This window comes from Nocardioides sp. NPDC127514, assembly GCF_040302125.1.
In the GTDB taxonomy this organism is placed as follows: Bacteria; Actinomycetota; Actinomycetes; order Propionibacteriales; family Nocardioidaceae; genus Nocardioides.
On the sequence record NZ_JBEORF010000005.1, the window covers coordinates 37,517 to 61,455 of the forward strand.

Annotated in this window: 23 protein-coding genes; 17 read left to right on the forward strand and 6 right to left on the reverse strand. The window is 69.1% G+C overall.

Features of this window, described 5'->3' with window-relative positions; genetic code table 11:
* Positions 1-6: 6 nt before the first annotated feature.
* The 5 genes from atpD (at position 7) to ABTX24_RS05240 (ending at position 4,218) form a co-directional block, all read left to right on the forward strand.
* Positions 7-1,443: a F0F1 ATP synthase subunit beta gene (gene atpD / locus ABTX24_RS05220; RefSeq protein ID WP_160027752.1), complete on the forward strand. Its 1,437-nt coding sequence runs from the start codon at positions 7-9 to the stop codon at positions 1,441-1,443.
* Positions 1,443-1,835, forward strand: a complete 393-nt coding sequence (locus ABTX24_RS05225) for a F0F1 ATP synthase subunit epsilon (protein WP_160027754.1) — start codon at positions 1,443-1,445, stop codon at positions 1,833-1,835. The genes atpD and ABTX24_RS05225 overlap by 1 nt, the downstream gene beginning before the upstream one ends.
* A 51-nt stretch (positions 1,836-1,886) precedes the next feature.
* Positions 1,887-2,303, forward strand: a complete 417-nt coding sequence (locus ABTX24_RS05230) for a DUF2550 domain-containing protein (RefSeq protein WP_350713203.1) — start codon at positions 1,887-1,889, stop codon at positions 2,301-2,303.
* 102 nt (positions 2,304-2,405) lie between these two features.
* Positions 2,406-3,017 carry a DUF1707 domain-containing protein gene (locus ABTX24_RS05235; RefSeq protein WP_160027758.1) on the forward strand — a complete coding sequence of 204 codons (612 nt, stop codon included), beginning with the start codon at positions 2,406-2,408 and terminating at the stop codon, positions 3,015-3,017.
* 43 nt (positions 3,018-3,060) lie between these two features.
* On the forward strand, positions 3,061-4,218 hold the full coding sequence (locus ABTX24_RS05240; RefSeq protein WP_350837903.1) for an MFS transporter: 1,158 nt from the start codon (positions 3,061-3,063) through the stop codon (positions 4,216-4,218).
* Between the two features lie 165 nt (positions 4,219-4,383).
* Here the strand turns inward: ABTX24_RS05240 and ABTX24_RS05245 are convergent, their stop codons facing one another.
* Positions 4,384-7,554 carry a DEAD/DEAH box helicase gene (locus ABTX24_RS05245; RefSeq protein WP_350837905.1) on the reverse strand — a complete coding sequence of 1,057 codons (3,171 nt, stop codon included), beginning with the start codon at positions 7,552-7,554 and terminating at the stop codon, positions 4,384-4,386.
* A gap of 88 nt (positions 7,555-7,642) precedes the next feature.
* Positions 7,643-7,858 carry a hypothetical protein gene (locus ABTX24_RS05250; protein WP_160027762.1) on the reverse strand — a complete coding sequence of 72 codons (216 nt, stop codon included), beginning with the start codon at positions 7,856-7,858 and terminating at the stop codon, positions 7,643-7,645.
* A 74-nt stretch (positions 7,859-7,932) separates the two neighbouring features.
* Here ABTX24_RS05250 and ABTX24_RS05255 point away from each other — a divergent pair, with 74 nt between their 5' ends.
* Entirely contained in the window at positions 7,933-8,913 is a 981-nt protein-coding gene (locus tag ABTX24_RS05255; RefSeq protein ID WP_160027763.1) for a helix-turn-helix domain-containing protein, read from the forward strand.
* Here ABTX24_RS05255 and ABTX24_RS05260 read toward each other — a convergent pair.
* Entirely contained in the window at positions 8,910-9,482 is a 573-nt protein-coding gene (locus ABTX24_RS05260) for a cob(I)yrinic acid a,c-diamide adenosyltransferase (RefSeq protein ID WP_350837908.1), read from the reverse strand. The two genes, ABTX24_RS05255 and ABTX24_RS05260, sit on opposite strands and share 4 nt — an antisense overlap.
* A gap of 197 nt (positions 9,483-9,679) precedes the next feature.
* Between ABTX24_RS05260 and ABTX24_RS05265 the strand changes: the two genes are divergently transcribed.
* The 6 genes from ABTX24_RS05265 (at position 9,680) to ABTX24_RS05290 (ending at position 15,673) form a co-directional block, all read left to right on the forward strand.
* The gene (locus ABTX24_RS05265; RefSeq protein WP_160027767.1) at positions 9,680-9,988 is read left to right on the forward strand and encodes an STAS domain-containing protein; all 309 of its coding nucleotides are present in this window, start codon (positions 9,680-9,682) and stop codon (positions 9,986-9,988) included.
* Between the two features lie 92 nt (positions 9,989-10,080).
* The gene (locus tag ABTX24_RS05270; RefSeq protein ID WP_160027769.1) at positions 10,081-12,108 is read left to right on the forward strand and encodes an ethylmalonyl-CoA mutase; all 2,028 of its coding nucleotides are present in this window, start codon (positions 10,081-10,083) and stop codon (positions 12,106-12,108) included.
* 123 nt (positions 12,109-12,231) lie between these two features.
* A complete protein-coding gene (locus ABTX24_RS05275; protein ID WP_350837910.1) occupies positions 12,232-12,654 on the forward strand; it encodes a DUF6069 family protein in 423 nt (140 codons plus the stop codon).
* Between the two features lie 23 nt (positions 12,655-12,677).
* Positions 12,678-13,571, forward strand: coding sequence for an NAD(P)/FAD-dependent oxidoreductase (locus ABTX24_RS05280; RefSeq protein WP_350837912.1), 894 nt, complete (start codon positions 12,678-12,680; stop codon positions 13,569-13,571).
* A gap of 21 nt (positions 13,572-13,592) precedes the next feature.
* Complete coding sequence (locus tag ABTX24_RS05285) at positions 13,593-13,769, forward strand: hypothetical protein (RefSeq protein ID WP_008362162.1); 177 nt, start codon at positions 13,593-13,595, stop codon at positions 13,767-13,769.
* 80 nt (positions 13,770-13,849) lie between these two features.
* On the forward strand, positions 13,850-15,673 hold the full coding sequence (locus ABTX24_RS05290) for a bifunctional metallophosphatase/5'-nucleotidase (RefSeq protein WP_350837914.1): 1,824 nt from the start codon (positions 13,850-13,852) through the stop codon (positions 15,671-15,673).
* A 135-nt stretch (positions 15,674-15,808) separates the two neighbouring features.
* Here ABTX24_RS05290 and ABTX24_RS05295 read toward each other — a convergent pair whose 3' ends face one another.
* Both ABTX24_RS05295 and nucS read right to left on the reverse strand, forming a co-directional pair.
* Positions 15,809-16,057 carry a hypothetical protein gene (locus ABTX24_RS05295; RefSeq protein WP_141795502.1) on the reverse strand — a complete coding sequence of 83 codons (249 nt, stop codon included), beginning with the start codon at positions 16,055-16,057 and terminating at the stop codon, positions 15,809-15,811.
* 89 nt (positions 16,058-16,146) lie between these two features.
* Positions 16,147-16,821, reverse strand: coding sequence for an endonuclease NucS (gene nucS, locus ABTX24_RS05300; protein ID WP_201451249.1), 675 nt, complete (start codon positions 16,819-16,821; stop codon positions 16,147-16,149).
* Positions 16,822-16,909: 88 nt separating this feature from the next.
* Here nucS and ABTX24_RS05305 point away from each other — a divergent pair, with 88 nt between their 5' ends.
* Positions 16,910-18,076, forward strand: a complete 1,167-nt coding sequence (locus ABTX24_RS05305) for a 3-hydroxyacyl-CoA dehydrogenase family protein (protein WP_350837916.1) — start codon at positions 16,910-16,912, stop codon at positions 18,074-18,076.
* Between the two features lie 139 nt (positions 18,077-18,215).
* Here ABTX24_RS05305 and ABTX24_RS05310 read toward each other — a convergent pair whose 3' ends face one another.
* Positions 18,216-18,722, reverse strand: a complete 507-nt coding sequence (locus ABTX24_RS05310; RefSeq protein WP_350837918.1) for an SRPBCC family protein — start codon at positions 18,720-18,722, stop codon at positions 18,216-18,218.
* 61 nt (positions 18,723-18,783) lie between these two features.
* On the opposite strand from ABTX24_RS05310, the gene ABTX24_RS05315 reads away from it, so the two are divergent.
* Genes ABTX24_RS05315 through ABTX24_RS05330 form a run of 4 tightly spaced genes read left to right on the forward strand, consistent with a single transcriptional unit; the run spans position 18,784 to position 23,914 of the window.
* Positions 18,784-20,562, forward strand: a complete 1,779-nt coding sequence (locus ABTX24_RS05315; RefSeq protein ID WP_350713151.1) for a 3-hydroxyacyl-CoA dehydrogenase family protein — start codon at positions 18,784-18,786, stop codon at positions 20,560-20,562.
* A gap of 47 nt (positions 20,563-20,609) precedes the next feature.
* Positions 20,610-21,398, forward strand: coding sequence for a hypothetical protein (locus ABTX24_RS05320; protein ID WP_201451250.1), 789 nt, complete (start codon positions 20,610-20,612; stop codon positions 21,396-21,398).
* Between the two features lie 17 nt (positions 21,399-21,415).
* Entirely contained in the window at positions 21,416-22,195 is a 780-nt protein-coding gene (locus ABTX24_RS05325) for an alpha/beta fold hydrolase (protein ID WP_350837920.1), read from the forward strand.
* Positions 22,196-22,222: 27 nt separating this feature from the next.
* Complete coding sequence (locus ABTX24_RS05330) at positions 22,223-23,914, forward strand: NAD(P)/FAD-dependent oxidoreductase (protein WP_350837922.1); 1,692 nt, start codon at positions 22,223-22,225, stop codon at positions 23,912-23,914.
* The last annotated feature ends 25 nt before the right edge of the window (positions 23,915-23,939 follow it).

The following is a 23,939-nucleotide window of genomic DNA, read 5'->3' on the forward strand; positions in this document are numbered from 1 at the left end:
TAGAAAATGACCGCACAGGTTGACGAGAAGACCACGACGGGCCGCATCGCCCGCGTGATCGGCCCGGTCGTCGACGTGGAGTTCCCCGTCGACGCCATGCCGGACATCTACAACAAGCTCGAGGTCGAGGTCACCATCAGCGGTGAGACGACGACCCTGCCGCTCGAGGTTGCCCAGCACATCGGCGACGGCATGGTCCGCGCGATCTCGCTGAAGCCGACCGACGGCGTCGTACGCGGCTCCTCGGTGCGTGACACGGGTGGCCCGATCACGGTTCCCGTGGGTGACGTCACCCTCGGCCACGTGTTCAACGCGACCGGCGACATCCTCGACGTCGACCCGTCCACGGTCGAGGTCAACGAGCGCTGGGGCATCCACCGCAAGGCTCCGGCTTTCGACCAGCTCGAGTCCAAGACCCAGATGTTCGAGACGGGCATCAAGGTCATCGACCTCCTCACCCCCTACGTGACCGGTGGAAAGATCGGCCTCTTCGGTGGTGCGGGCGTCGGCAAGACCGTCCTCATCCAGGAGATGATCGCCCGAGTCGCCAAGAACCACGGTGGTGTCTCCGTGTTCGCCGGTGTCGGCGAGCGCACCCGTGAGGGCAACGACCTCATCCACGAGATGCAGGAGGCCGGCGTCTACGACAAGGTCGCCCTGACCTTCGGCCAGATGGACGAGCCGCCGGGCACCCGTCTTCGCGTGGCCCTCTCGGCGCTGACGATGGCGGAGTACTTCCGCGACGTCCAGGGCCAGGACGTGCTGCTGTTCATCGACAACATCTTCCGCTTCACCCAGGCGGGCTCCGAGGTCTCGACCCTGCTGGGTCGGATGCCTTCGGCCGTTGGCTACCAGCCCAACCTGGCTGACGAGATGGGTCAGCTCCAGGAGCGGATCACCTCGACGCGTGGTCACTCGATCACCTCGATGCAGGCGATCTACGTGCCGGCCGACGACTACACCGACCCGGCCCCGGCGACCACGTTCGCCCACCTCGACGCGACCACCGAGCTCTCCCGCGAGATCGCGTCGCTGGGTATCTACCCGGCCGTGGACCCGCTGACCTCGACGTCGCGAATCCTGGACCCGCAGTACATCGGTCAGGACCACTACGACTGCGCCGTCCGCGTCAAGCAGATCCTCCAGCGCAACAAGGAGCTGCAGGACATCATCGCGATCCTGGGTGTCGACGAGCTCTCCGAGGAAGACAAGATCATCGTCTCCCGCGCTCGCCGGATCCAGCGGTTCCTGTCGCAGAACACCTACGTCGCCAAGCAGTTCACCGGCATCGAGGGTTCGACGGTTCCGGTCAAGGACACCATCGAGGCGTTCAACAAGATCGCCGAGGGTGAGTACGACCACGTCGCCGAGCAGGCGTTCTTCATGTGCGGTGGCCTCGACGACGTCGAGGCGAAGTGGGCCGAGATCCAGAAGAGCCTCTGATGACGGACGCACTTCAGGTGGAGCTCGTCGCTGCAGACCGCGTGGTCTGGAGCGGCGGGGCCACCATGGTCATCGCCCGAACGGTCGACGGTGATGTCGGCGTCCTGCGCGGTCACGCGCCGGTGCTGTCGGCTCTCACCGAGGCGGTCGTGGAGATCACCCCGGAGGAGGGCACCGAGGTCATCGCGACCGTCGCCGGTGGCTTCCTCTCGGTGGCCAACGACCGCGTCTCGATCCTGTCCGAGCACATTCTGCTGGCCCACGAGATCGACCTCGGCGAGGCCGAGATCGAGCTCGAGGAGGCCCGTCGCCTGCTCGGCACCAACAACGACGCCGAGAAGCGCATCCGTCGTGCCGAGGCACGCATCCGCGCTGTCGAGAAGGCCTCCTAGGGAAAGAGGGGCGATACCCGGATGGCATGGTGGGAGCTGCTCTTGGCCGTTGTGGCCGCATTGCTTCTGCTTGTCCTCGCCTATGGCGTCGGGATCGCCGTTCGCCGCCGTCTGCTCGCTCGCAACGGCGGCGTCTTCGAACTGAGCCACCGCGTCCGGGACACCAGTCCCGGGCGCGGTTGGGTCATCGGCATCGGCCGCTACTCCGGCGATGCGCAGCTGGAGTGGTTCCGGATCTTCTCCCTCTCGCCCAAGCCCAAACGGGTCTGGCGCCGGGTCGAGATCGTCTATGTCTCCAGCCGCTCTCCTGAGGGGATCGAGGAGCTCGTCCTCTACCCCGAGAGCCTGATCGTGACCTGCGACGTCAAGGGCGAACACATCGATCTGGCCATGGACCAGCAGACCCTGATCGGCTTCCAGGCCTGGCTGGAGTCTCGCCCGATGCGGTCCACCTGGACCGTCTTCTGACGTCTTCCTCCGACCGTCTCCGGCACAACACCGGGGTCGGTCGGTTTGCTTTCGGGGGCTTCCCTGATTGTCCGGAAGGCGTCTGCGGCGGATCGTAGAGGTATGTCCTCAACTGCCCCGATCCCGACCCCGCCCATCCCACCCACCCCGGCGACTCAGCTCCCCGGCGACGAGCTGCGCTGCACCGACGCCGATCGCGACCGCGTGATCGACGTCCTCAAGTCCGCCTACGCCGACGGCCGCCTCGACCAGGCCGAGTTCGACCTCCGGTTCGACCTGACCATGAAGTCGAAGACGTACGCCGCCCTGGAGCCGATCACCCGCGACCTGGTCGCGCAGCCGGCCCCAGCTCCGGCTGCGGCGAAGCCCGCCCGCGACCTGCTGCCGCCGCCGACCACCGAGGAGCGGCTCCTGGGCGCCCTCGCCCAGGCCACGACCCTGGTGCCGATCGTCGTCGGCCCGGCGATCCTCTACTACACCGTCGGCAAGCGTTCCGAGTTCGTGAAGCACCACGCTGCCGGTGCCCTCAACCTGCAGCTCACCCTGCTCGCAGTCACGATCGTGACCTTCGGCCTCGGGGGCGCGCTCTACGGGATCGCCTGGGTGCTCGCGGCCGCCTTCGCGGTCGTCGCGCTCGCCGGCGCCCCGCTGCGCCAGCCGTGGGTGCTGCCGATCTTCGGCCGCGGCGGGCCGTACGAGAAGAAGCGGGACTGATCCCCGCACCTGGACGCGGCCCCGGGCGCACTAGCCTTTACCTGTGACGCCCCTCCGCCGTGCCCAGGCCGGATCGGTGGTGGCGTTCGCCACCAACGGTCTGCTGTCCGCGACCTTCATCTCCCGCATCCCCGCGCTCCGCGAGAGCCTCGGCCTGAACAACTCGGCCGTCGGCCTGATGCTGCTGGCGATGGGCATCGGCTCCGTCGCCGCGCTGCCGCTCGCCGGGGGACTGGTGATGCGTTGGGGCGCTGCCCGGGTCGTACGCCGCTGTGCGGTGCTCTGCGTCGCCTCCCTGACCCTGGTGGCGATCTCCGGCAGCTGGCTGGAACAGGCGTGGCTGGTGGCGCTGTTCCTGGTGACGTACGGGGTCGGCTACGGGGTCTGGGACGTCGCCATGAACGTCGAAGGGGCCGCGGTCGAGCGGCTCGGCGGCAAGACGCTGATGCCGCAGCTGCACGCCATGTGGAGCGTCGGGACCGTGCTCGGCGGACTGCTGGGCATCGCCCTGGTGGGCACGCTGCCGACGGTGTGGCACATCGCCGGGGTCGCGGCGATCGCGCTGGCGGTCTGCTGGTGGGGGACGCTGGGGTTCCTTCCGGCCGAGGCGCCCCCGGAGGGGCACTCGCCGCGGCGTGAGCTGATCGCCGCCTGGCGCTCACCCCAGACGCTGCTGCTGGGCCTCATGGTGCTCGCCTTCGCCGCCGCCGAGGGCAGCGCCAACGACTGGGTCTCGCTGGCGATGATCGACGGCTACGACGTGAGCCACCGGGTCGGGGTGGCGTGCTATGCGGCGTTCGTCTTCTGCATGAGCCTCGCCCGCTTCGCCGGCGCGAAGGTGATCGACAGAGTCGGCCGGCAGCCGGTCCTGATCACCTCGGCGGCGCTGGCGGGCATCGGGATCGTGCTGACGGTGTTCGCCGGCTCGTTCGGGCTCGCGCTGGCCGGGATCGTCCTGTGGGGCTTCGGCGCGGCCCTCGGCTTTCCGCTGGGGATCAGCATCGCCGCCGACGACGAGACCCGGGCCGCTGCTCGCGTCTCGGTCGTCTCCACGCTGGCCTACGGGGCCTTCCTCGGCTTCCCGCCCATCCTGGGCGCCGTGGGCGATCAGATCGGCACCCTGAGGGCGCTGCTGGTCGTTGCGGTCCTGATGGTTCCTGCGGCGGCGTTGGCGGCGACGGTCGCAAGGCGGCGTACTTAGTTGCAATGCCGAGTCGGCGCAAACTGACGTAAACACGAGCCGAGTCGGCGCATCCGCACGCCTCGCTCGCTTCGCTTCGCTCCAAGGCGTGCAGATGCGCCGACTCGGCTACACCAGACGGGCTGCGCCCGCTTCGCTCCAAGGCGTGCAGATGCGCCGACTCGGCTACTCGAAGAGTGCGCGGATGTCGTCGGCGCCGATGGTGGAGCCCATGGCGCCTTCGCCGTCGACGACCTTCGCGAAGAGCTCGGCCTTGCGCTCCTTGAGCTCCATGACCTTCTCCTCGATCGTATCGGTCGAGACCAGCCGGTAGACCATGACGTGCTGGGTCTGGCCGATGCGGTGGGCGCGGTCGACGGCCTGGGCCTCGGCGGCGGGGTTCCACCACGGGTCGAGCACGAAGACGTAGTCGGCCTCGGTCAGGGTCAGACCGACGCCACCGGCCTTCAGGGAGATCAGGAAGACCGGGGCGTCGCCGTCGCGGAAGCTCTCGATGACCGCGCCGCGGTCGCGGGTGGCGCCGTCGAGGTAGGCGGCGTCGATGCCCGCCTCCTTGAGGCGAGTGCGCGCCCGGCCGAGGAACGAGGTGAACTGGCTGAAGACCAGCGCCTTGTGGCCCTCGGCGGCGAGCTCCTCGATGTGGTCGACCAGCGTGTCGAGCTTGGCGGAGCCGACGTCGTCGTCATCGGGGTCCACCAGGCCGGGGTCGAGGGAGAGCTGTCGCAGCCTGGTCAGCGCACTGAGGATCGCGACCCGGTTGTCGTTGAAGTCGTCGAGCAGGTGCAAGATCCGCTGCCGTTCCTTGGCCAGGTGGGCGTCGTAGATCTTGCGGTGCGCCGGGTTGAGGTCCACGCCGAGGACCTGCTCCTGCTTGGGCGGCAGGTCGTCGGCGACGAGCTCTTTCGTACGCCGCAGCAGGAACGGACGCAGCCGGGTCCGGAACCGGCGCAGCGCCGCGTCGTCACCTGACTTCTCGACGGGAGAGACCACCGTGTCGCGGAACAGCCGCGGGCTGGGGTAGAGCCCCGGCGCCGTGATCGAGAGCAGCGCCCACAGCTCCATCAGCCGGTTCTCGAACGGCGTGCCCGTCACCGCGAGACGCCAGCGGGCATCGATGCGGCGGGCCGCTGCGTACGTCTTGGACTGGTGGTTCTTGACCTGCTGGGCCTCGTCGAGGACGAGACCGGCCCACGGGCGCCCGGCGAAGGCGTCCTGCTCGAGCCGGAGGATGGCGTACGTCGTGACGACGACGTCGGCGCCCTCGCGGGCCTCGGCGACTGAGTCGATGCGCTTGCTCACCGTGCTCACCCGGAGGCCGGGGGTGTGGCGGCGGGCCTCCTGCACCCAGGCAGGTACGACGCTGGTGGGAGCCACCACGAGATAGGGGACGCGTGTCTCCGGCTGGGTGTGCACCGCGTGGGAGATCGTGGCCAGCACCTGGAGCGTCTTGCCCAGACCCATGTCGTCGGCGAGGATCCCGCCGAGACCCTGCTCGTGCAGGAACGCCAGCCAGTGGAATCCGTCGAGCTGGTAGTGGCGAAGCTCGGTGGCCAGCCCGGTCGGCTCCGGCCGGGGGATCTCGCGCAGGTCGCGCAGCGCCTGGGCGCGCTGGACCCATTCGGCGGCCTGCTGGTCGACCACGCCGAGCTCGGCGAGCTCGGCCCAGACGCCGAGGTCGTGCTTGCCGACCGCGATCCCATCGCCGGTGCGCTCGTGGAGCTGGCCGGCGGCCTCGACGACGTTGCGCAGTCGGTCGAGCTCGGGGCGGTCGGTGGTGATGTAGGTGCCGCTGGGAAGGATCAGGTGGTCGTCGCCGCGGGTCAGCGCCCCGAGCACGTCGGGGAGCGGGACTGCCTCGGAGCCGATCCGGATCACGACCTGCAGGTCGAGCCAGTCCTGCCCGGCCACGGCGGCACCGTCGGGCGAGGTGATCTCGAAGGAGATCTCGGGGTCCTCGTCGGTCTCGCGGAAGTCGGGCCGCTCGACCTCGGTGACCTCGACGCCCTCGATTTCACGCAGCGCCGGCAAGTCGTGGATGGCGAGCGCGAGCGCGTCCCCGTCGCGTACCTCCTGCTTGCGGAGCAGCTCGGTGGAGACCTTCGCGCGCAGCGCGGCCTCCTCGGCCGGGTTGCGAACCAGGCCGAGGTCCTCGCGGGAGTCCACCGGGTAGTGACGTACGCCGTAGGCCCAGGTCCAGCCGAGCGTGGCATGCGTCGAGCTGCGCCAGGTGACCGTCAGGGTCAGGCGCGGCGCGGGAGGCTCCGGGATGTCGAGGGAGTCGTCGGCCGAGCGCAGCGGCACCAGCCGGGCCAGCGGGCCCAGCAGGGCGCTCAGTGTGCCGATCTCGGCCTCGGGGACGGTCAGCGGGTCCCGGGCGGTGACCAGGCGCTGAGCGTGGGTCGAGAGCGGTCCGGACAGGTCGGCGAGATGGAGCACCCCGGCATCGAGCACGCCCACCGAGCGGGTCGGGCGACCGATCGGGAGCACCGTCGGGCCGGCGTAGACCCGGTCACCGTGGGCCAGTCCGAAGCGGAGGACGGCCTCGCCGTCCTCGTGGCGCAGCTCGCCGGCGAGCGAGAGCGGCTCCTCGAAGATCACCACGCCGCGTACGTTCTCGCCGGGCAGGACGGTCACACCGCCGCGGATCGCGTCGCGGAGCAGGCTGACCGCGTGCTCGCCGAAGTCGGCGAGGCTGAGCGAGGAGCCTCGAGCGTAGAGCAGCCGGTCGGACCGCAGCTGGCGGGCCAGCTCCTGCAGGGGGAGCAGCTGGCTGCGGGGGAAGTCCTTGCCGGGCACCGCGTTGGGGATGTTGGCCCAGTCGGCACCGGTCTTCGCCCAGCGCTCGCGGTTGCCCATGCGCATCGGGCGCAGCTCGACGGTGGGGGAGCCCGCCACGGCCGACCGTGGGCTGTGTACGTCGATCTCGAGCGCCAGCGCGGGCAGGTCGTCCTCGGGCTTGTTGTCCTCGGCGAGCTGGCCCAGGAGCGTACGCAGCTCCGTCTCCCACGACGGGCCCATCGGCGCCGCCGCGGCGCGCGAGCCGGCGAGGACCAGGCCGAGCGCGGCGCCGTGCTTGCAGTTGTTGTGCACGGGGCAGCTGCACGAGCTGGTCGCTCTGACGACACCGTTCCTGGAGTCCAGGTTGAGGGTCACGCGGTAGGGAGCCGGGCTGGTGCCTCTGACCTCGGCCGCCGCTCGCAGCGCACTGCTGCCGATCTCGGTGACCCGGGGCTCGCCGACCCGGCCCTGGGCTGCGTAGGCCTCGCCACGCTCGATGGTCTGGGGGTCGAAGGTCTCGCGGAGCAGGTCGTTCGTGAGAGCTTCGAGCAAGGGCACCCGATCTATTCTTCCAGCATGAGGCGGGTTCTGCGACTTCGTGGACGCTCGTGGTGAGCAGCGTCTCGTTCGATGCGGTCGCAGTGGTCTAGACCAGCAGCGCGTCACCACGGGGTTGCGGTGCATTCATCGGCATGCATAGACGCACGCCCGACATCGCGTCGCGGACAACCGGATCCGAACCGATCGCGACAACTTTGTCGCGCAAAAAGAAAGCCACCTCGATCCGAGCGGGGGGATCCGGACCGAGGTGGCGATGAATACTTTCGGCCAAGTTGCCGGTGAATGCAAGTCGAACCGCCATGGCGGGAATGTGACGTGTCGTATATCTGCCATGATGACCGTCGTTCGTTCCCCCGCCACGGAAAGGCATCTCGGATGCTCGATGCGCTCGGTCTCGACAATCTCGAGGAGACGGTCTACCGCCAGCTGGTCGCCGCGCCGTCGGCCAACCTTGAAGAGCTGGCCGAAGCGGCCGACCTGGACACCTACGCGGTCTCGGCGGTGCTGTCCGCGCTGGAGGGAAAGGGCCTGGTCGCTCGCGCCTCGGCCGGTCAGGATCGCTACGTCGCCTCCCCGCCGGCGGTGGCGCTCGGGGCGCTGCTCGTCCAGCGCCAGGACGAGCTGCGCCGCGCGCAGGTCGAGATGACCGAGCTCGCCGGGCTCTATCGGGGCTCGGTCGCGCGCCGGGACGTGGCCGACGTCGTCGACGTCGTCCACGGCACCGAGGCCATCGCCCAGCGGTTCGCCCAGCTGCAGTACTCGGCGAAGAAGTGCATCCAGGCGCTGCAGAAGCCGCAGGCCGCGGTCGTCACCCGGGAGGACGCCGACGAGGCCGAGCGGGCCGCGATCGAACGTGGCGTCCGGCACGACATCGTCCTGGAGCGCTCGGTCTTCGACACCCCCGGCATCTACGAGACCATCGACTCCGGCCTCGAGATCGGGATCGAGCTGCGGGTGGTGCCGACGGTGCCGCTGCGCGCCTTCATCGTCGACCGGGAGATCGCCCTGATCCCGCTGATGAACGGTGAGCACAACACGGTCCAAGACGCCCTGCTGCTCCACCCCAGCGGCCTTCTCGACGCGATCATCGCCCTCTTCGACCTGATCTGGACCTCGGCCCCCAAGCTCGTCGCGACGCCCGAGGGCACGGTCGAGACTGCCGCCGATCGCCTCGAGCCCCTGGACACCAAGGTGCTCTCGCTGCTGCTCGCCGGCCTGACCGACGCCTCCATCGGGGCGCAGCTCGGGCTGTCGCTGCGTACGGTCCAGCGGCGGGTACGCCAGATGATGGACCGCGCGCAGGTCGACACCCGCCTCCAGCTCGGCTACGAGGCGGGTCGTCGCGGCTGGCTCTAGCGTTCGCCGCCCGGCACCCACAGGACGTCGCCCTGCTCGCGGTTGGCGTGCCGGGCGAGGATGAAGAGCAGGTCGCTGAGGCGGTTGAGGTAGGTCAGGGCGAGCTTGTTCATGGTCTCGCCGTGGACCTCGTACGCAGCCCAGGCCGCCCGCTCCGCGCGGCGCACGACAGTGCGGGCCACGTGCAGGTGGGCCGCGGCCACGGTGCCGCCGGAGAGGATGAACGAGCGCAGCTTCTCCAGCGGCTCGTTGTAGTCGTCGCACCAGGCCTCGAGCCGGTCGATGTAGGCCTGCTCGACGCGGAGCGGCGGATACTCGGGGTCCTCGACGACCGGCGTCGAGAGGTCGGCGCCCACGTCGAACAGGTCGTTCTGGACGGTCGTCAGCACCTTCACGACGTCCTCGTCGATGCCGCCGTGAGCCAGTGCGACACCGATCGCCGCCCCGGCCTCGTCGGTCGTCGCGTACGCCTCCAGCCGCAGATCGGTCTTGGCGGTCAGGCTCATGTCGCCGAGCCGGGTCTCACCGGCGTCGCCGGTGCGGGTGTAGATGCGCGTCAGGTTGACCATGCGCTGAGCCTATGCGGAGGGCCTACTTTCGGCGAACGTGGTCAATTGACAGAAAATTGGGACAAGAGTGACGAATGAGGCTGGTGAGGTGCAACCAATCGGAGCGGCCGCGCGTCATAGTGGGCGAGAGGGAGCGTCATGTGATGCGTAGGGCTTCTGTGTAGGGCAATCCACTTCCTGGGGGATGGAGGCAGGGCATGGAGATCTTGATCGACGGGCCGACGCTGGTGCTGAGCGGAGATTTCGACGTACGCAGCACGTGGATGGCACGCAGCGTGATCTACGACCATCTCGACTCGGTGGAGGGCGACGTCGTGCTCGACGTCTCCGGCGTGAGCAGTGCCGATGTGACGGCGCTGAAGCTGCTCGCCGTCGCGACCCGGCAGGCCCATGCCGAGGGTCGCCGCCTCACGCTGCAGGGCTGCACCCCCGCGGTGCGCCGGATGCTCCACCTCTCCAGGCTCTATCGTGTTCTCGAGGTGGAGAACTCGCCGCTCATCGCCTAGCGGCGCGATGGGTAAAGGAGCGGCCCGGTGAGTGACATCTTCCACACCGGAGCCGGTTACTGAGCGGTAACCGAGGGGCTAGCATGCCTCTTATGACGGACACCACGCCTTCCGAGCAGAGCCGCCCGGCGAAGGATCGCTCCTGGCTGATGCGCACGTACGCCGGCCACTCGACCGCCGAGGCGTCCAACGAGCTCTACCGCACCAACCTCGCCAAGGGCCAGACCGGTCTCTCGGTCGCCTTCGACCTGCCCACGCAGACCGGCTACGACCCCGACAGCGTCCTCGCCCGCGGCGAGGTCGGCAAGGTGGGCGTGCCGATCATGCACATGGGGGAGATGCGCAAGCTCTTCGACCAGATCCCGCTCACCGAGATGAACACCTCGATGACGATCAACGCGACCGCCATGTGGCTGCTCGCGATGTATCAGGTCGCCGCCGAGGAGCAGAACCCCGGGATGGACCCTGCGGAGGTGGCCGCCAAGCTGGCCGGCACCACGCAGAACGACATCATCAAGGAGTACCTCTCCCGGGGGACGTACGTCTTCCCGCCGGAGCACTCCCTGCGGCTGATCAGCGACATGATCGCCTACACGGTCCACCAGATCCCCAAGTGGAACCCGATCAACATCTGCAGCTACCACCTGCAGGAGGCCGGGGCCACGCCGGTGCAGGAGATCGCGTACGCGATGTGCACCGCCATCGCGGTGCTCGACCAGGTCAAGGCCTCCGGTCAGGTGTCCGAGGAGGACTTCGGCAAGGTCGTCGGCCGGATCTCGTTCTTCGTCAACGCGGGCGTGCGGTTCGTCGAGGAGATGTGCAAGATGCGCGCCTTCGTCGAGCTCTGGGACGAGATCACCCGGGAGCGCTACGGCGTCGAGGACCCGAAGATGCGCCGGTTCCGCTACGGCGTGCAGGTCAACTCCCTCGGCCTGACCGAGGCGCAGCCGGAGAACAACGTCCAGCGCATCGTGCTGGAGATGCTCGCGGTGACGCTGTCCAAGAACGCGCGGGCGCGCGCGGTGCAGCTGCCCGCCTGGAACGAGGCGCTCGGCCTGCCGCGTCCGTGGGACCAGCAGTGGTCGCTTCGCCTGCAGCAGGTCCTCGCCTACGAGTCCGATCTGCTGGAGTACGGCGACCTCTTCGACGGCTCCCCGGTCGTCGAGGCCAAGGTGGCCGAGCTCGTCGCGGGCGCCAAGGAGGAGATCGACCGGGTCCAGGCCATGGGCGGGGCGATCGCCGCGGTCGACACCGGCTACATGAAGTCCGAGCTGGTCTCTTCGCACGCGCGCCGTCGCGCCGCCATCGAGTCCGGCGAGGAGATCATCGTCGGCGTCAACAAGTTCACCACCACCGAGCCGAGCCCGCTGACCGCGGACCTGGACGCCGCGATCATGGTCGCCGACCCCCGCGCCGAGGAGGCCGCCAAGGCCTCCCTCGAAGCCTGGAAGGCCGAGCGTGACGAGGCGGCCGTCTCCGAGGCGCTGGCCGCTCTGGCCGCCGCCGCGAAGACCGATGCCAACCTGATGTCGGCGACGTTGGAAGCCGCCCGTGCGGGCGCGACCACGGGGGAGTGGGCCGGCACCCTGCGCGAGGTCTTCGGCGAGTTCCGGGCGCCCACCGGCGTCTCCGGCGCCGTCGGTGCCGCGGAGGCCGGCGCCGAGCTGTCGGCCGTACGCGACCGGGTCAAGGCCACCGGCGAGGAGCTCGGCGTCAAGCTGCGCATGCTCGTCGGCAAGCCGGGCCTGGACGGTCACTCCAACGGCGCCGAGCAGGTCGCCGTCCGCGCCCGTGACGCCGGCTTCGAGGTCATCTACCAGGGCATCCGGCTCACCCCGGAGCAGATCGTCGCCGCTGCGGTCGCCGAGGACGTACACGTCGTCGGGCTCTCCATCCTCTCCGGCTCGCACATGTCGCTCGTGCCGTCGGTGGTCGAGGGGCTGCGCGCGGCTGGCCTGGGTGACGTACCCGTCATCGTGGGTGGCATCGTGCCCGAGTCCGACGCGAAGACGCTGATCGAGTCGGGGGTGGCGGCGGTCTACACGCCTAAGGACTTCAGCCTCACCGAGATCATGGCCGACATCGTCGAGGTCATCCGGAAGGCCAACGACCTCTCCTGAGCAGAGGTTCGACACGGCTCCCGGAAAAAACTTCGGGAGCCGTGTCGATCCGGTGTCGTGGCCATTCGTGAAAGGGGCAGAGGGAGGCGGACAGCGCCTCCCGCCACTTCACGGGAGTACGAGATGTCCACGATCACCACCGCCCAGCAGACCACCCGCTCGACCCGCGCCGCCAGCAAGCATGTCTGGCTCCATGGCCTCGGCGCCACGGTCGTCGCCAGCGCGGTCGTCACCGTCCTCGCCATGGCCGCCTCGGCGGCCGGGGTGAGCTTCGAGACCGCCAGCGGCACGATCCCGCTCGCCGGCTACGCCCAGCTGACCGCCCTCTTCTCGCTCATCGGGGTCGCGATGGCCGCGGTGATGGCCCGCGTGGCCCGCCGCCCGCGACGTACGTTCGTGGTCACCACCGTCGTGCTGACCGTCCTCTCGCTCGTCCCCGACGTCACCTTCGGCTTCGACGCCGCCAGCGCGATCGTCCTGATGCTGCTGCACGTCGTCGCCGCCGCCATCGTCATCCCGGTGCTGGCTCGTCGCCTCGCCCAGTGATCAGGCCTAGTAGCCTGCCGCGCATGCGAGTAACGGTGGTCGGAGCCGGAGTCATCGGGCTCTCGTGCGCGGTACGGCTGCTGGAGGCCGGTCACGAGGTCACCGTGATCGGCCGGGAGCGGACGAGCGGGACCACCTCGGCGGTGGCCGGCGGGTTCTGGTTCCCCTACCTCGCCGAGCCTCGCGACCGGGTGACGGCCTGGGCGGCCGAGACCTTCCGAGAGCTCGCCCGGCTGGCCGAGGAGGAGCCGGAGGCAGGCGTACGCATGGTGCACGGCGCCCAGCACAACCCCGAGGCCGACCTGTGGTGGGCCGAGCCGCTCACCGATCTGACCGTGACCGAGGGCCGTGCCGAGTTCACCGTCCCGATCGCCGAGATGCCGGTCTACCTGCCGTGGCTCGAGCGGCGGATCACCGAGGCGGGCGGAAGCATCACGACCGGGACCGTCGACGACCTGGCGAGTCTGGACGCCGACGTCGTGGTCAACGCGACCGGACTCGGCTCGCGCGAGCTGGTCGGCGATACCAGCCTCTACCCGGTCCAGGGCCAGATCGTCGTCCTCGGACCGGGCGCTACCGAGGAGTGGCTGGAGGCCGAGGGCGACGCCCCCTCCTACGTCTTCCCGCGCGGTGGCGACACCGTTGTGGGAGGTACGTCGGTGCCGCACGCCTGGGACCAGAGCCCGGATCCGCGTACGGCTGAGCGGATCCTGGCCGACGCCACGGCAGCCGTGCCGGAGATCGCGAACGCCGAGGTCAGGGCCCATCTGGTCGGCCTCCGGCCGGCCCGGCCATCGGTCCGGCTGGAGCGCGAGGGGCGGGTGGTGCACTGCTACGGCCACGGCGGCGCCGGGGTGACGCTGAGCTGGGGCTGCGCCTCCGAGGTGGCCGCGCTCGTAGAAGTAAGGCACGCCTAACCCTGCTGTTACCCTTCGAGCGTGGGCAAGAAGAGGAAGCCTCCCAAGACGGAGTGCTGCGTGTCGAAGTCGCGGTGCAAGCGGTGTCCGATCCGCATGCTCAAGGAGGGCACCCTGCCCGAGGGGATGACGGTCAAGAAGCGCCGTCTGGTCACCCTGGACGGCAAGCCCGTCAAGAAGAAGCATCTGGCTGCTTGACGGAAGGCGCCGCCAAGTTGCGTCCGAGGTGGTAGGAATTGCCTTGCATTCGATTACCTACTCGCGCAAGGACGTTACCGATGCCTCACGCCACCCGCCGCTCTGTCCTGTCCGGTGCTGCTGTCACGGGCGCCGCGGCGCTGAGTGCTGCCGGTTACACCGCCGCTCCGGCGCATGCGGGCAAACCGGACACGGTCCGACTGACCGTGCTCGGTACGACCGACCTGCACGGCAACGTCTTCAACTGGGACTACTACAAGAACGCCGAGTTCTCGAACAGCGCAGGCAACGAGATCGGCGTCGCCAAGGTCAAGACCTTGATCGACGCCGTCCGCGAGGATCGTCGCGGCGAGCCGATCCTCACCATCGACGCCGGTGACACGATCCAGGGCACCCCGCTGGCCTACTACTACGCCCGGATCGACCCGATCACCGACGGCGCCATCCACCCGATGGCGCGGGCGATGAACCTGGTCGGCTACGACGCCGCCGCGCTCGGCAACCACGAGTTCAACTACGGCATCGACACGATCCGGAAGTTCGAGGAGCAGGTGAACTTCCCGATGCTCGGCGCCAACGCGGTCGACCCGTCGACCAAGCTGCCGGTCTTCCCGCCCTACATCATCAAGGACTACGACCTGGGCCGCGGCCGCCGCCTCCGCGTCGGTGTGCTCGGGCTGACCAACCCCGGCATCGCGATCTGGGACAAGGCCAACGTCGAGGGGAAGATGGAGTTCCCGGGGCTGGTCGAGCAGGCCAAGATCTTCGTGCCCGAGCTCAAGAAGGCCGGCTGCGACCTGGTCATCATCAGCGCCCACTCCGGCGCCGACACCTCCAGCTCCTACGGCGACGAGCTGCCCCCGGAGAACGCCTCGACCCTCGTTGCCGAGCAGGTGGCGGACGTCGACGCGATCCTCGTCGGCCACGCCCACCGGGAGATCACCCAGCGCTACGTCACCAACACCGAGACCGGCAAGCAGGTGCTGCTGACCGAGCCGCTCTACTGGGGCATGCGCGTCTCCGTGATGGACCTGCTCGTACGCCGCGAGAAGCGTCACGGCCGGCCCCGGTGGGTCCTGCAGTCGGCGACCTCGCAGACGCTCAACTCCAACACCGTCGACCCCGACCCGGAGGTCTCGGCCGCCGTGCAGGAGCAGCACGACGTCGTGGTCTCCTACGTCAACTCCGTCGTCGGCACCTCGGCGGTGGAGATGCTGGCCGCGCGGGCGGTCGTCGAGGACGTACCCATCATCGACTTCGTCAACTACGTCCAGGCCGACGCGGTCAAGGCCGCGTTGACCGGCTCCGACGCCGACCTGCCGGTCATCTCGATCGCGGCGCCGTTCAGCCGCGCCGCGGCCTTCCCAGCGGGCGAGGTGACCGTACGCGACGTGGCCGGCCTCTACATCTACGACAACACCCTGATGGCGGTGCGCATCACCGGCGCCCAGCTCAAGGACTACCTCGAGTTCAGCGCCCGCTACTTCAAGCAGGTCAGCGGCACCGGCCCGTTCCCGATCGACGCCGTGACCAACGCGCCGACCGACACCGCGCCCAACGGCACGCCCGACTACAACTTCGACACCATCGCAGGCCTGGACGCGGCGCTGACCTACGACATCGACATCTCAGTCGCGGTGGGCTCGCGGATCACCAACCTCGCCTACGACGGCGTCGCGGTGACCGACGCGCAGGAGTTCGTGCTCGCGGTCAACAACTACCGCCAGTCCGGTGGCGGCGGCTTCCCGCACGTCACCGACGCCACCGTGGTCTACAACCAGCAGGTCGAGATCCGCCAGCTGCTCATCGACTGGGTCACCGCCCACCAGGTCATCGACCCGGCCGCGTTCGCCTCGGTCGACTGGCGCCTCGTCTCCGGCGGCGAGCCGATCACCGTGCAGTAACCGCTGGTCGAGCCGCCGGAGCCGCTAGGCGGAGGCGTGTCGAGGCCAACACGGTCTGCTGTCGCGGAAGACGGGTTGTGTTGGTCTCGACACGGACTCGCTGGCGCTCGCCCGGCTCGACCGACGGGGGTGGTCTCAGCGGGGGTTGGCCCAGTTGAGCAGCTGGCTCATCGAGATCAGCAGGTCGTCCAGCCGCCGCTCGACGCTGTCCAGGCGCGCGTTGACGCTGTCGATCGCGGCGTCGGTGCGCTCCATCCGGTTCTTGATCGCATGGAACTCCGCCGTGTGCATCTGCTGCATCGTGAGTAGATCGATCATGATCGCCTCGACGTCGCTCACGGACAGGCGGCCCCCAACGCCATGCCCCGAGTAGTTCATGGACATGGCGTGAATCTTGTCACGCAGTTCCTACTCAAAGGTAGGGAATGGGGTTTCCCCGACGTGAACTTGCCTGACCGTGCACCAACTGTTGGTCAGAAGAGTCTCTCGGTCGGATCATCGAGGCCGCGGAGCGCGTCGTAGTCGACGATTGCGCAGGTGATACCGCGATCTTCGGCCAGTACGCGGGCCTGGGGCTTGATCGCCTGAGCAGCGAAGATGCCGCGCACCGGGGCCAGCAGAGGGTCGCGGTTGAGCAGCTCGAGATAGCGGGTCAGCTGCTCGACGCCGTCGATCTCACCGCGCCGCTTGATCTCGACCGCGACCGACTTCCCGTCGGCGTCGCGGCACATCAGGTCGACCGGCCCGATCGCGGTTGGGTACTCGCGGCGTACGAGGGTCAGGCCCTCGCCCAGCGTCGCCGGGTGGTCGGCGAGGAGCTCCTGGAGATGCTTCTCGACGCCGTCCTTCTGCAGGCCGGGGTCGATGCCCAGGTCGTGGGACGTCTCGTGGTGGATCTCGTCGATCAGGATCCGCAGGGTGTCGTCGGTCTTGGAGGTGACGGTCCATTCGATGCGGCCGTCGTCGGACTTGCCCTCCGAGAGGGTGCAGGGCGGCGACATCCAGTTGAGGGGCTTGTAGGAGCCCCCGTCGGAGTGGACCAGCACCGATCCGTCGGCCTTGAGCATCAACACCCTGGTGGCCATCGGTAGGTGGGCGGTGAGCCGCCCCGCGTAGTCGACCTGGCAGGTGGCAACGACGAGTCTCACCGGGAGAACGTATCGCATGGCCCCATGTGAGCAGCGTCACGCCACCAGGGGTTACTCATGGGTAATAAATTTGGCAGTCTTCCGTCGCATGACGGTTTCGACCCAGGGTTCCATCCACGACGTGCTCGTGCTGCCCTACCTCAACCACGCCATTCGCATGCTCGAGTCGGGCTACGCCACCGCCACCGACATCGACAACGCCATGTGCTTCGGCTGCGGCTACCCCCAGGGGCCGCTGGCCACGGCCGACGAGATCGGCGCCGCCGCCGTACGCGACGCGCTGCTCGCCCGCTTCGAGGAGACCGGCGACAACCTGCACAAGCCCGCCGACCTGCTCACCAAGGTCGCCGGCGAGTCCGGGACATTCGCTGCGGTGGCCGGGGACCACGCCAAGGCTCCGGAGCTGCGCCACACGATCGAGAAGATCGGCGTGGTCGGCACCGGCACGATGGCCTCGGGCATCGTCCAGGTCTTCGCCCAGGCCGGGTACGACGTCGTCTTCGTCGGCCGCTCCCAGGAGAAGCTCGACGGGGTCGTCGCCGGCATCACCAAGTCGCTCGACAAGGCCATCGCGAAGGGCCGCTCGGACGAGGAGACCAAGGCCGCGGTGCTCGGACGCCTCACCGGCAGCACCTCGCGCGAGGATCTCGGCGAGTCCGACCTCATCGTCGAGGGCATCGCCGAGGACCTCGAGGTCAAGACCGCGCTCTTCAAGGATCTCGACCGGATCGCCAAGCCCGGCGCCATCCTGGCCACCACCACCAGCTCGATGCCGATCACCGAGCTGGCCAAGGTCACCGCACGCCCCGGCGACGTCATCGGCATGCACTTCTTCAACCCCGCGCCGGTGATGAAGCTGGTCGAGGTGGTCACCACCGACCTCACCTCGCCCGAGGTCGACGAGACCGTGCGCGCACTGTCCACCGCGGTCAAGAAGGTCCCGGTCTCCTGCGGCGACCGCTCCGGCTTCATCGTCAACGCGCTGCTGTTCCCCTACCTCAACGACGCGGTCAAGCTGCACGAGTCCGGCGTCGCCATCGCCGAGATCGACGCCGCGATCAAGGAGACCGCGGGCTTCCCGATGGGCCCCTTCGAGCTCCTCGACGTGGTCGGCAACGACGTCTCCCTGGCCATCCAGACCGAGCTCCGCAACGAGTTCGGCGAGCCCGGCTTCGATCCCGCTGCCCTCCTGGTCGAGAAGGTCCAGGAAGGCAAGCTCGGCCGCAAGACCGGCGAGGGCTTCCACACCTACTGATCCCAGCCTCGCCGATCCCGGCCCCCGCCGAGAAGTCACGTACGTCAGCCGAGGCGTCACCTACGCGAATCGAGTCGGCACTTCGGTGCCGGCTCGATTCGCGCGAGTGACGCCTCGGCCGGCGGGGGTGACGCTTCGCTCAGGGCTTGGGGTAGCCGCGGCGTACGGCTCGTTCCAGGATTCCGAGGGTGGCCCGGATCGACTTCTGGTCGATCACGGGGAAGATCGCCTTCCACTCGGGGAGGGCGGTGGACCAGTCGCAGTACGAGGTGACGCGGGTGTCGCCTGAGTCGAGCTGCTCCAGCTCGTAGCCGAAGCGGTGGCCGATCGGCGGCTTGATGGTGCCTTCGATGGTCCATTCGATCCACCTGTCGGGTTCGAACCCGGTGATGATCACGGTGACGTCGTACTTGCCGAGCGGGTAGTCGCCCAGGGCCTCGCGGTCCATGTGGACGACGAACCGGTCGCCGACCGCGCCCACCGGCGATCCCTCCGCGGACTGGAGCATGCCGGCGGCGTCGATGGCCACATGGCCGTCGGGGTCGATGAGAACGGCGAAGATGTCGGTGGGGGAGGCGGGGATGATCCGCTCGGCGTCGATGCGCTCGGCCTCGATGAGCTCGGTGGTCTGGGTCTGGTCGGTCACAGTGCCCGAATCTAGCGGCGTCCCGGCGTGCCGGGCATCACACCGTGGCAGGATGCGGGGCATGAGTGAGCGCACGATCGAGACAGTCGGAGTCGTCGGCCTGGGCACCATGGGTGCCGGGATCGCGGAGGTGTTCGCCCGCAACGGGTTCACCGTGGTCGGGGTGGAGCGTGACGAGGAGGGCCTCGAGCGTGGCAAGGCCCACCTGGCGCACTCGACGGGCCGCGCGGTCAAGCGCGGCAAGCTCAGCGAGGAGGAGCAGGAGGCGCTGCTCGGCCGGATCTCCTTCGCCACCGACCCGACGGCGCTCAAGGACGTCGACATGGTCGTCGAGGCGGTCGTGGAGTCGCTGGAACTGAAGAAGTCGATCCTCGCCACCCTCGACGAGATCGTGGCTCCCGAGACGATCCTGGCGACCAACACCTCGTCGCTGTCGGTGACCGAGATCTCGACCGCATCCAACCACCCGGGCCGGGTCGTCGGCGTGCACTTCTTCAACCCCGCTCCGGTGCAGAAGTTCGTCGAGATCGTACGCACCGTGGTGACCGAGCCGGACGTGCTCGAGGATGTGCGCGAGGTCGTCGGCAAGGTCGGCAAGTCGCCGGTGGTCTGCGGTGACCGGGCCGGGTTCATCGCCAACGCGCTGCTCTTCGGCTACCTGAACCACGCGGTCTCGATGTTCGAGGGCCACTACGCCACCCGCGAGGACATCGACACCGCGATGCGACTGGGCTGCGGCTACCCGATGGGCCCGCTGGCGCTGCTGGACCTGATCGGCCTGGACACCTCCTACGAGATCCTCGACACGATGTACCGCCAGGGTCGCGACCGGCTGCACGCCCCCGCGCCGATCCTCAAGCAGATGGTCACCGCCGGGATGCTCGGGCGGAAGTCGGGCCGCGGCTTCTACACCTACGAGGCGGCCGACTCGCCCGTCGTCGTCCCGGACGCGCTGACCCCGAGCGCCGACGCCACCCACGAGCTGCGCCGCACGATCGCGAAGATCGGCGTCGTCGGCACCGGCACGATGGCGTCGGGGATCGTCGAGGTCTTCGCCAAGGGCGGCTACGACGTGACGTACGTCGGGCGCAGCGCCGACAAGGTCGACGGTGTCGCCGCGCGGATCACCAAGAGCCTCGACAAGGCGATCGGACGAGGCAAGCTGGAGGAGTCGGCGAAGCCGGAGATCCTCGGCCGGCTCACCGGTACGACCTCGCTGGATGACCTGGCCGACGTCGACATCGTCGTGGAGGCGATCGCCGAGGACCTGGCCATCAAGACCACGCTCTTCGAGAACCTCGACGACATCTGCAAGCCGGGCGCGATCCTGGCGACCACGACCTCGAGCCTGCCGGTCATCGAGCTGGCGAAGGTGACCAAGCGGCCGTCCGACGTCGTCGGGATGCACTTCTTCAACCCGGCGCCGGTGATGAAGCTGGTCGAGGTCGTCTCCACCGTCACCACCGCCGAGGAGGTCGCCGAGACCGTGCGCGCGCTGTGCTCGAAGGTCGGCAAGTCGCCGGTCTCGTGCGGGGACCGGGCCGGCTTCATCGTCAACGCGCTGCTCTTCCCCTACCTCAACGACGCGGTCAAGATGCTCGAGGGTCACTACGCGACCGCCGACGACATCGACACCGCGATGAAGCTCGGCTGTGCGCTGCCGATGGGCCCGTTCGAGCTGCTCGACGTGGTCGGCAACGACGTCTCGCTGGCCATCGAGCGCGAGCTCTACCTGGAGTTCCGCGAGCCGGGCTTCGCGCCCGCACCGCTGCTGGAGCACCTGGTCACCGCCGGTTACCTCGGCCGCAAGACCGGCAAGGGCTTCCGCGACTACTCCTGAGAAGAGGTCCCTCCCGGCCCGACCACCGTGGCAGTACGCTGAAAGACGTGGGACTTCTGATCGCACTTCTCATCGTCGTCGCGGTGATCGGGACCGTGGTAGTGACCAGCAAGCGTTCGCAGGCGCGAGCGCTGGAAAAGCAGCGCGCTGACCTCGAGCCGGTCAAGCAGCTCGCCTTCGAGGACGTGACCGCGTTCGGTGAAGAGCTGCAGAAGCTCGACTTGGACATGGCCGGCAAGGAGCTCGACGAGGGCGCCAACGCCGACTACCAGCGCGCGCTGGACGAATACGAGACGGCCAAGCGCACCGTCGACAAGATGACCGAGCCCGACGACGTCAAGAAGATCACGACGATCGTCGAGGACGGCCGCTATGCGATCGCCTGCGTCGAGGCGCGGGTCGCCGGCGAGCCGTTGCCGAAGCGCCGCCCGCCGTGCTTCTTCGACCCCCGCCACGGGCTCTCGGTCGAGGACGTGGCCTGGGCGCCGCCGGGCGGGACCACCCGTGACGTACCCGCCTGCGCACTCGACGCCGAGCGCGTCAAGGTCGGCGCGGAGCCCGACACCCGCAAGGTGATGGTCGGCAACGAGCGCGTTCCCTACTGGCAGGGTGGCCCGGCCTACCGGCCCTACGCCGCCGGCTACTTCGGCGCGTTCTCGCCGATGGACTGGATGTTCGCCGGGCTGATGTTCAGCGCCTTCGGCGGCTTCGACGCCTTCGGTGAGATCGGCGAGGGCATGGGCGACGCGATCGGCGGCATCGGTGAGGGCATGGGCGACATGTTCGGCGGGATCGGCGACGGCATCGGCGACATGTTCGACGGCTTCGATTTCTGAGTTTGTACGCTTCCCCGGTGCCACCACTTCATACGCTCGAGCTCGGCGACGCCGGAAGTCGTGTCGTCTTCCTGCACGGACTCTTCGGCCAGGGACGCAACTGGAACACGCTCGGCAAGCAGCTGGCCGACAAGCATCGGGTCACGCTCGTCGACCTGCCGCACCACGGCCGTTCCCCGCAGCCTGAGACCTTCGACTACCTCGAGGTGACTGCGGCGGTCGCCGAGCTGCTCTCGGCCGACGACCCCGCGACCGTGGTCGGCCACTCGATGGGCGGCAAGGTGGCGATGCTGCTCGCGATCACCCGGCCCGAGCTGGTCGCGAAGCTCGTCGTGGCCGACATGTCGCCGGTCGTCTACGACCGCGTCGGCGGCTTCAAGACGTACGTCGACGCCATGCGGAGCCTCGACCTGGACCGCATCACCCGCCGCGAGGAGGCCGACGCCGGGATGCAGGAGGCGGTCCCCGACGCGACCGTCCGCGGCTTCCTGCTGCAGAACCTCCGCCGCGACGGCGACAGCTGGCGCTGGTCCATGAACCTCCCCGTCCTCGGCCGCGACCTGGACCGCATCGGCGACTGGCCGGCCGAGGAGCTGAAAGCCTATGAGCCGTACGACGGGCCGGTGATGTGGGTGGCCGGCGAGCTGTCCAACTACGTCACCGACGAGTACGCGCCGGCGATGAAGGAGTGGTTCCCGCGCTACCGCAAGGTGACCATCAAGGGGGCCGGTCACTGGGTGCACTCAGAGAAGCCGGAGACCTTCCTCGCGGCCCTGCGTCAGTTCTTGGGCGACTGAGCCACCGCGGCGTCTACGCTGTGCGGCATGGAGCGTGACAGACCCGTCATCGTGCTGGTCGGCGGCGAGCATGCCGACGTCATCGAGCGGGAGTTCCGGGCGCGGTACGACCGCGACTACCGGATCGAGACGGTGGTGGGCTTCGACGCAGGCCTCGACCGGACCCGCGGGCTCGTGGCCGAGGGCGCGCAGATCGCGATGGTCGCCGTCGAGCACGTGCTCGACGAAGGCACCTCGATCGACTTCCTGCGCCGCGTACCGGGCATCGTGGCCACGGCACGCCGGGTCGCGCTGGTCTCGTGGGAGGACTTCTCCGGCGCTCTGGACGACCTGCGCGCGGCGGCGCTCGAGCGAGAGATGGACACCTACGTCCTCATCCCGCGCGGCCCGAGGGACGAGGAGTTCCACACCGCGCTGATCGAGCTCCTCTCGGAGTGGGGATGGTCGGTGGGCAGACCCCTGGTGACCGTGACAGACGTCGTCGCCGAGCCGGGCGACCGTGACGCGGCGGCGATCCGGGACCTGCTCGAACGGATGGGGTTCCCGCATCGCGCGCTCGAGCCGAGCGACGACGAGGCGAAAGAGATCATCGAGGCCGCAGGTCCGGGGGCGCAGCTGCCCCTGGTCCATACCTTCACGGGCCGCGTGGTCTCCGGCGCGACAGCGGCGACGGCCGCCGAGGCCATCTACGGCGGGTTCGACGAGATCCCTGAGGGCGTGATCGCCGACGTCGCCATCGTGGGTGGCGGGCCAGCGGGTCTCGCGGCGGCGGTCTACGCCGCGTCGGAGGGCTTGGCGACGGTCGTCGTGGAGCGCGACGCGATCGGCGGCCAGGCAGGGTCGAGCTCGATGATCCGCAACTACCTCGGCTTCCCACGCGGCATCTCGGGCATGCGCCTCGCCCAGCGATCCCGGATCCAGGCCAGCCGGTTCGGCGCGCGATTCTTCACCGGGCGTCCGGTGACCGGGATCGAGCCCGGTCCGGTCGACGAGCCCGAGCACCAGCACGTGCACGTGCGCGGCGCGCAGTTCTGCGCTCGTACGGTCGTGCTCGCGATGGGCGTGACGTATCGCCGGCTCGGCGTGCCCGCGGTGGACGACCTGGTGGGCGCGGGCGTGTACTACGGCGCCGCGACGTCGATGGCGCGCGAGATGCAGGGCCGGGAGGTCTTCGTGGTCGGTGGGGGCAACTCGGCCGGACAGGCAGCCATCCACCTCGCCAAGTTCGCGAGCACGGTGACGATCCTGGTCCGGCGACACGACCTCGCGGAGACCATGTCGGCCTATCTCGTACGTGAGATCGACGCGACGTCGAACATCCAGGTCCGGCCGCGCACAATCGTCGGCGACGGCGGTGGCGACGGTCGGCTGGAGTGGCTGCGACTGGAGAACCTGGACACCGGCGAGGACACCAAGACGTCCGCCGACGGCCTCTTCTGCCTGCTCGGCGCGGAGCCTGACTGCCTGTGGCTGGCGGACGGGGTCGCGCTCGACGAGCACGGGTTCGTCCTGACCGGACGCGACGTACCCCGCGAGGCGTGGGTCGACGGGAGCCCGCCCGCGAGTCTGGAGACGACGGTGCCGGGTGTGTACGCCGTCGGCGACGTGCGTGCCGGGTCGATGAAGCGAGTCGCCTCCGCGAGCGGCGAGGGTGCGTCGGTGCTTCCGCTGGTGCATGCCCACCTGGCGAAGCTGCGCGCCCGGGAGTTCGGCGCCTGAGCCCCTGGGACGGTGGGCGGCGCGA

Excerpts from the sequence above, each read along its gene's own strand:
- atpD (WP_160027752.1), top strand. The coding sequence starts at position 7 with ATGACCGCACAGGTTGACGAGAAGACCACGACGGGCCGCATCGCCCGC.
- ABTX24_RS05225 (WP_160027754.1), top strand. The coding sequence starts at position 1,443 with ATGACGGACGCACTTCAGGTGGAGCTCGTCGCTGCAGACCGCGTGGTC.
- ABTX24_RS05235 (WP_160027758.1), top strand. The coding sequence starts at position 2,406 with ATGTCCTCAACTGCCCCGATCCCGACCCCGCCCATCCCACCCACCCCG.
- ABTX24_RS05250 (WP_160027762.1), bottom strand. The coding sequence starts at position 7,858 with ATGGCGGTTCGACTTGCATTCACCGGCAACTTGGCCGAAAGTATTCAT.
- ABTX24_RS05255 (WP_160027763.1), top strand. The coding sequence starts at position 7,933 with ATGCTCGATGCGCTCGGTCTCGACAATCTCGAGGAGACGGTCTACCGC.
- ABTX24_RS05260 (WP_350837908.1), bottom strand. The coding sequence starts at position 9,482 with ATGGTCAACCTGACGCGCATCTACACCCGCACCGGCGACGCCGGTGAG.
- ABTX24_RS05265 (WP_160027767.1), top strand. The coding sequence starts at position 9,680 with ATGGAGATCTTGATCGACGGGCCGACGCTGGTGCTGAGCGGAGATTTC.
- ABTX24_RS05270 (WP_160027769.1), top strand. The coding sequence starts at position 10,081 with ATGACGGACACCACGCCTTCCGAGCAGAGCCGCCCGGCGAAGGATCGC.
- ABTX24_RS05275 (WP_350837910.1), top strand. The coding sequence starts at position 12,232 with ATGTCCACGATCACCACCGCCCAGCAGACCACCCGCTCGACCCGCGCC.
- ABTX24_RS05280 (WP_350837912.1), top strand. The coding sequence starts at position 12,678 with ATGCGAGTAACGGTGGTCGGAGCCGGAGTCATCGGGCTCTCGTGCGCG.
- ABTX24_RS05290 (WP_350837914.1), top strand. The coding sequence starts at position 13,850 with ATGCCTCACGCCACCCGCCGCTCTGTCCTGTCCGGTGCTGCTGTCACG.
- ABTX24_RS05295 (WP_141795502.1), bottom strand. The coding sequence starts at position 16,057 with ATGTCCATGAACTACTCGGGGCATGGCGTTGGGGGCCGCCTGTCCGTG.
- ABTX24_RS05305 (WP_350837916.1), top strand. The coding sequence starts at position 16,910 with ATGACGGTTTCGACCCAGGGTTCCATCCACGACGTGCTCGTGCTGCCC.
- ABTX24_RS05315 (WP_350713151.1), top strand. The coding sequence starts at position 18,784 with ATGAGTGAGCGCACGATCGAGACAGTCGGAGTCGTCGGCCTGGGCACC.
- ABTX24_RS05330 (WP_350837922.1), top strand. The coding sequence starts at position 22,223 with ATGGAGCGTGACAGACCCGTCATCGTGCTGGTCGGCGGCGAGCATGCC.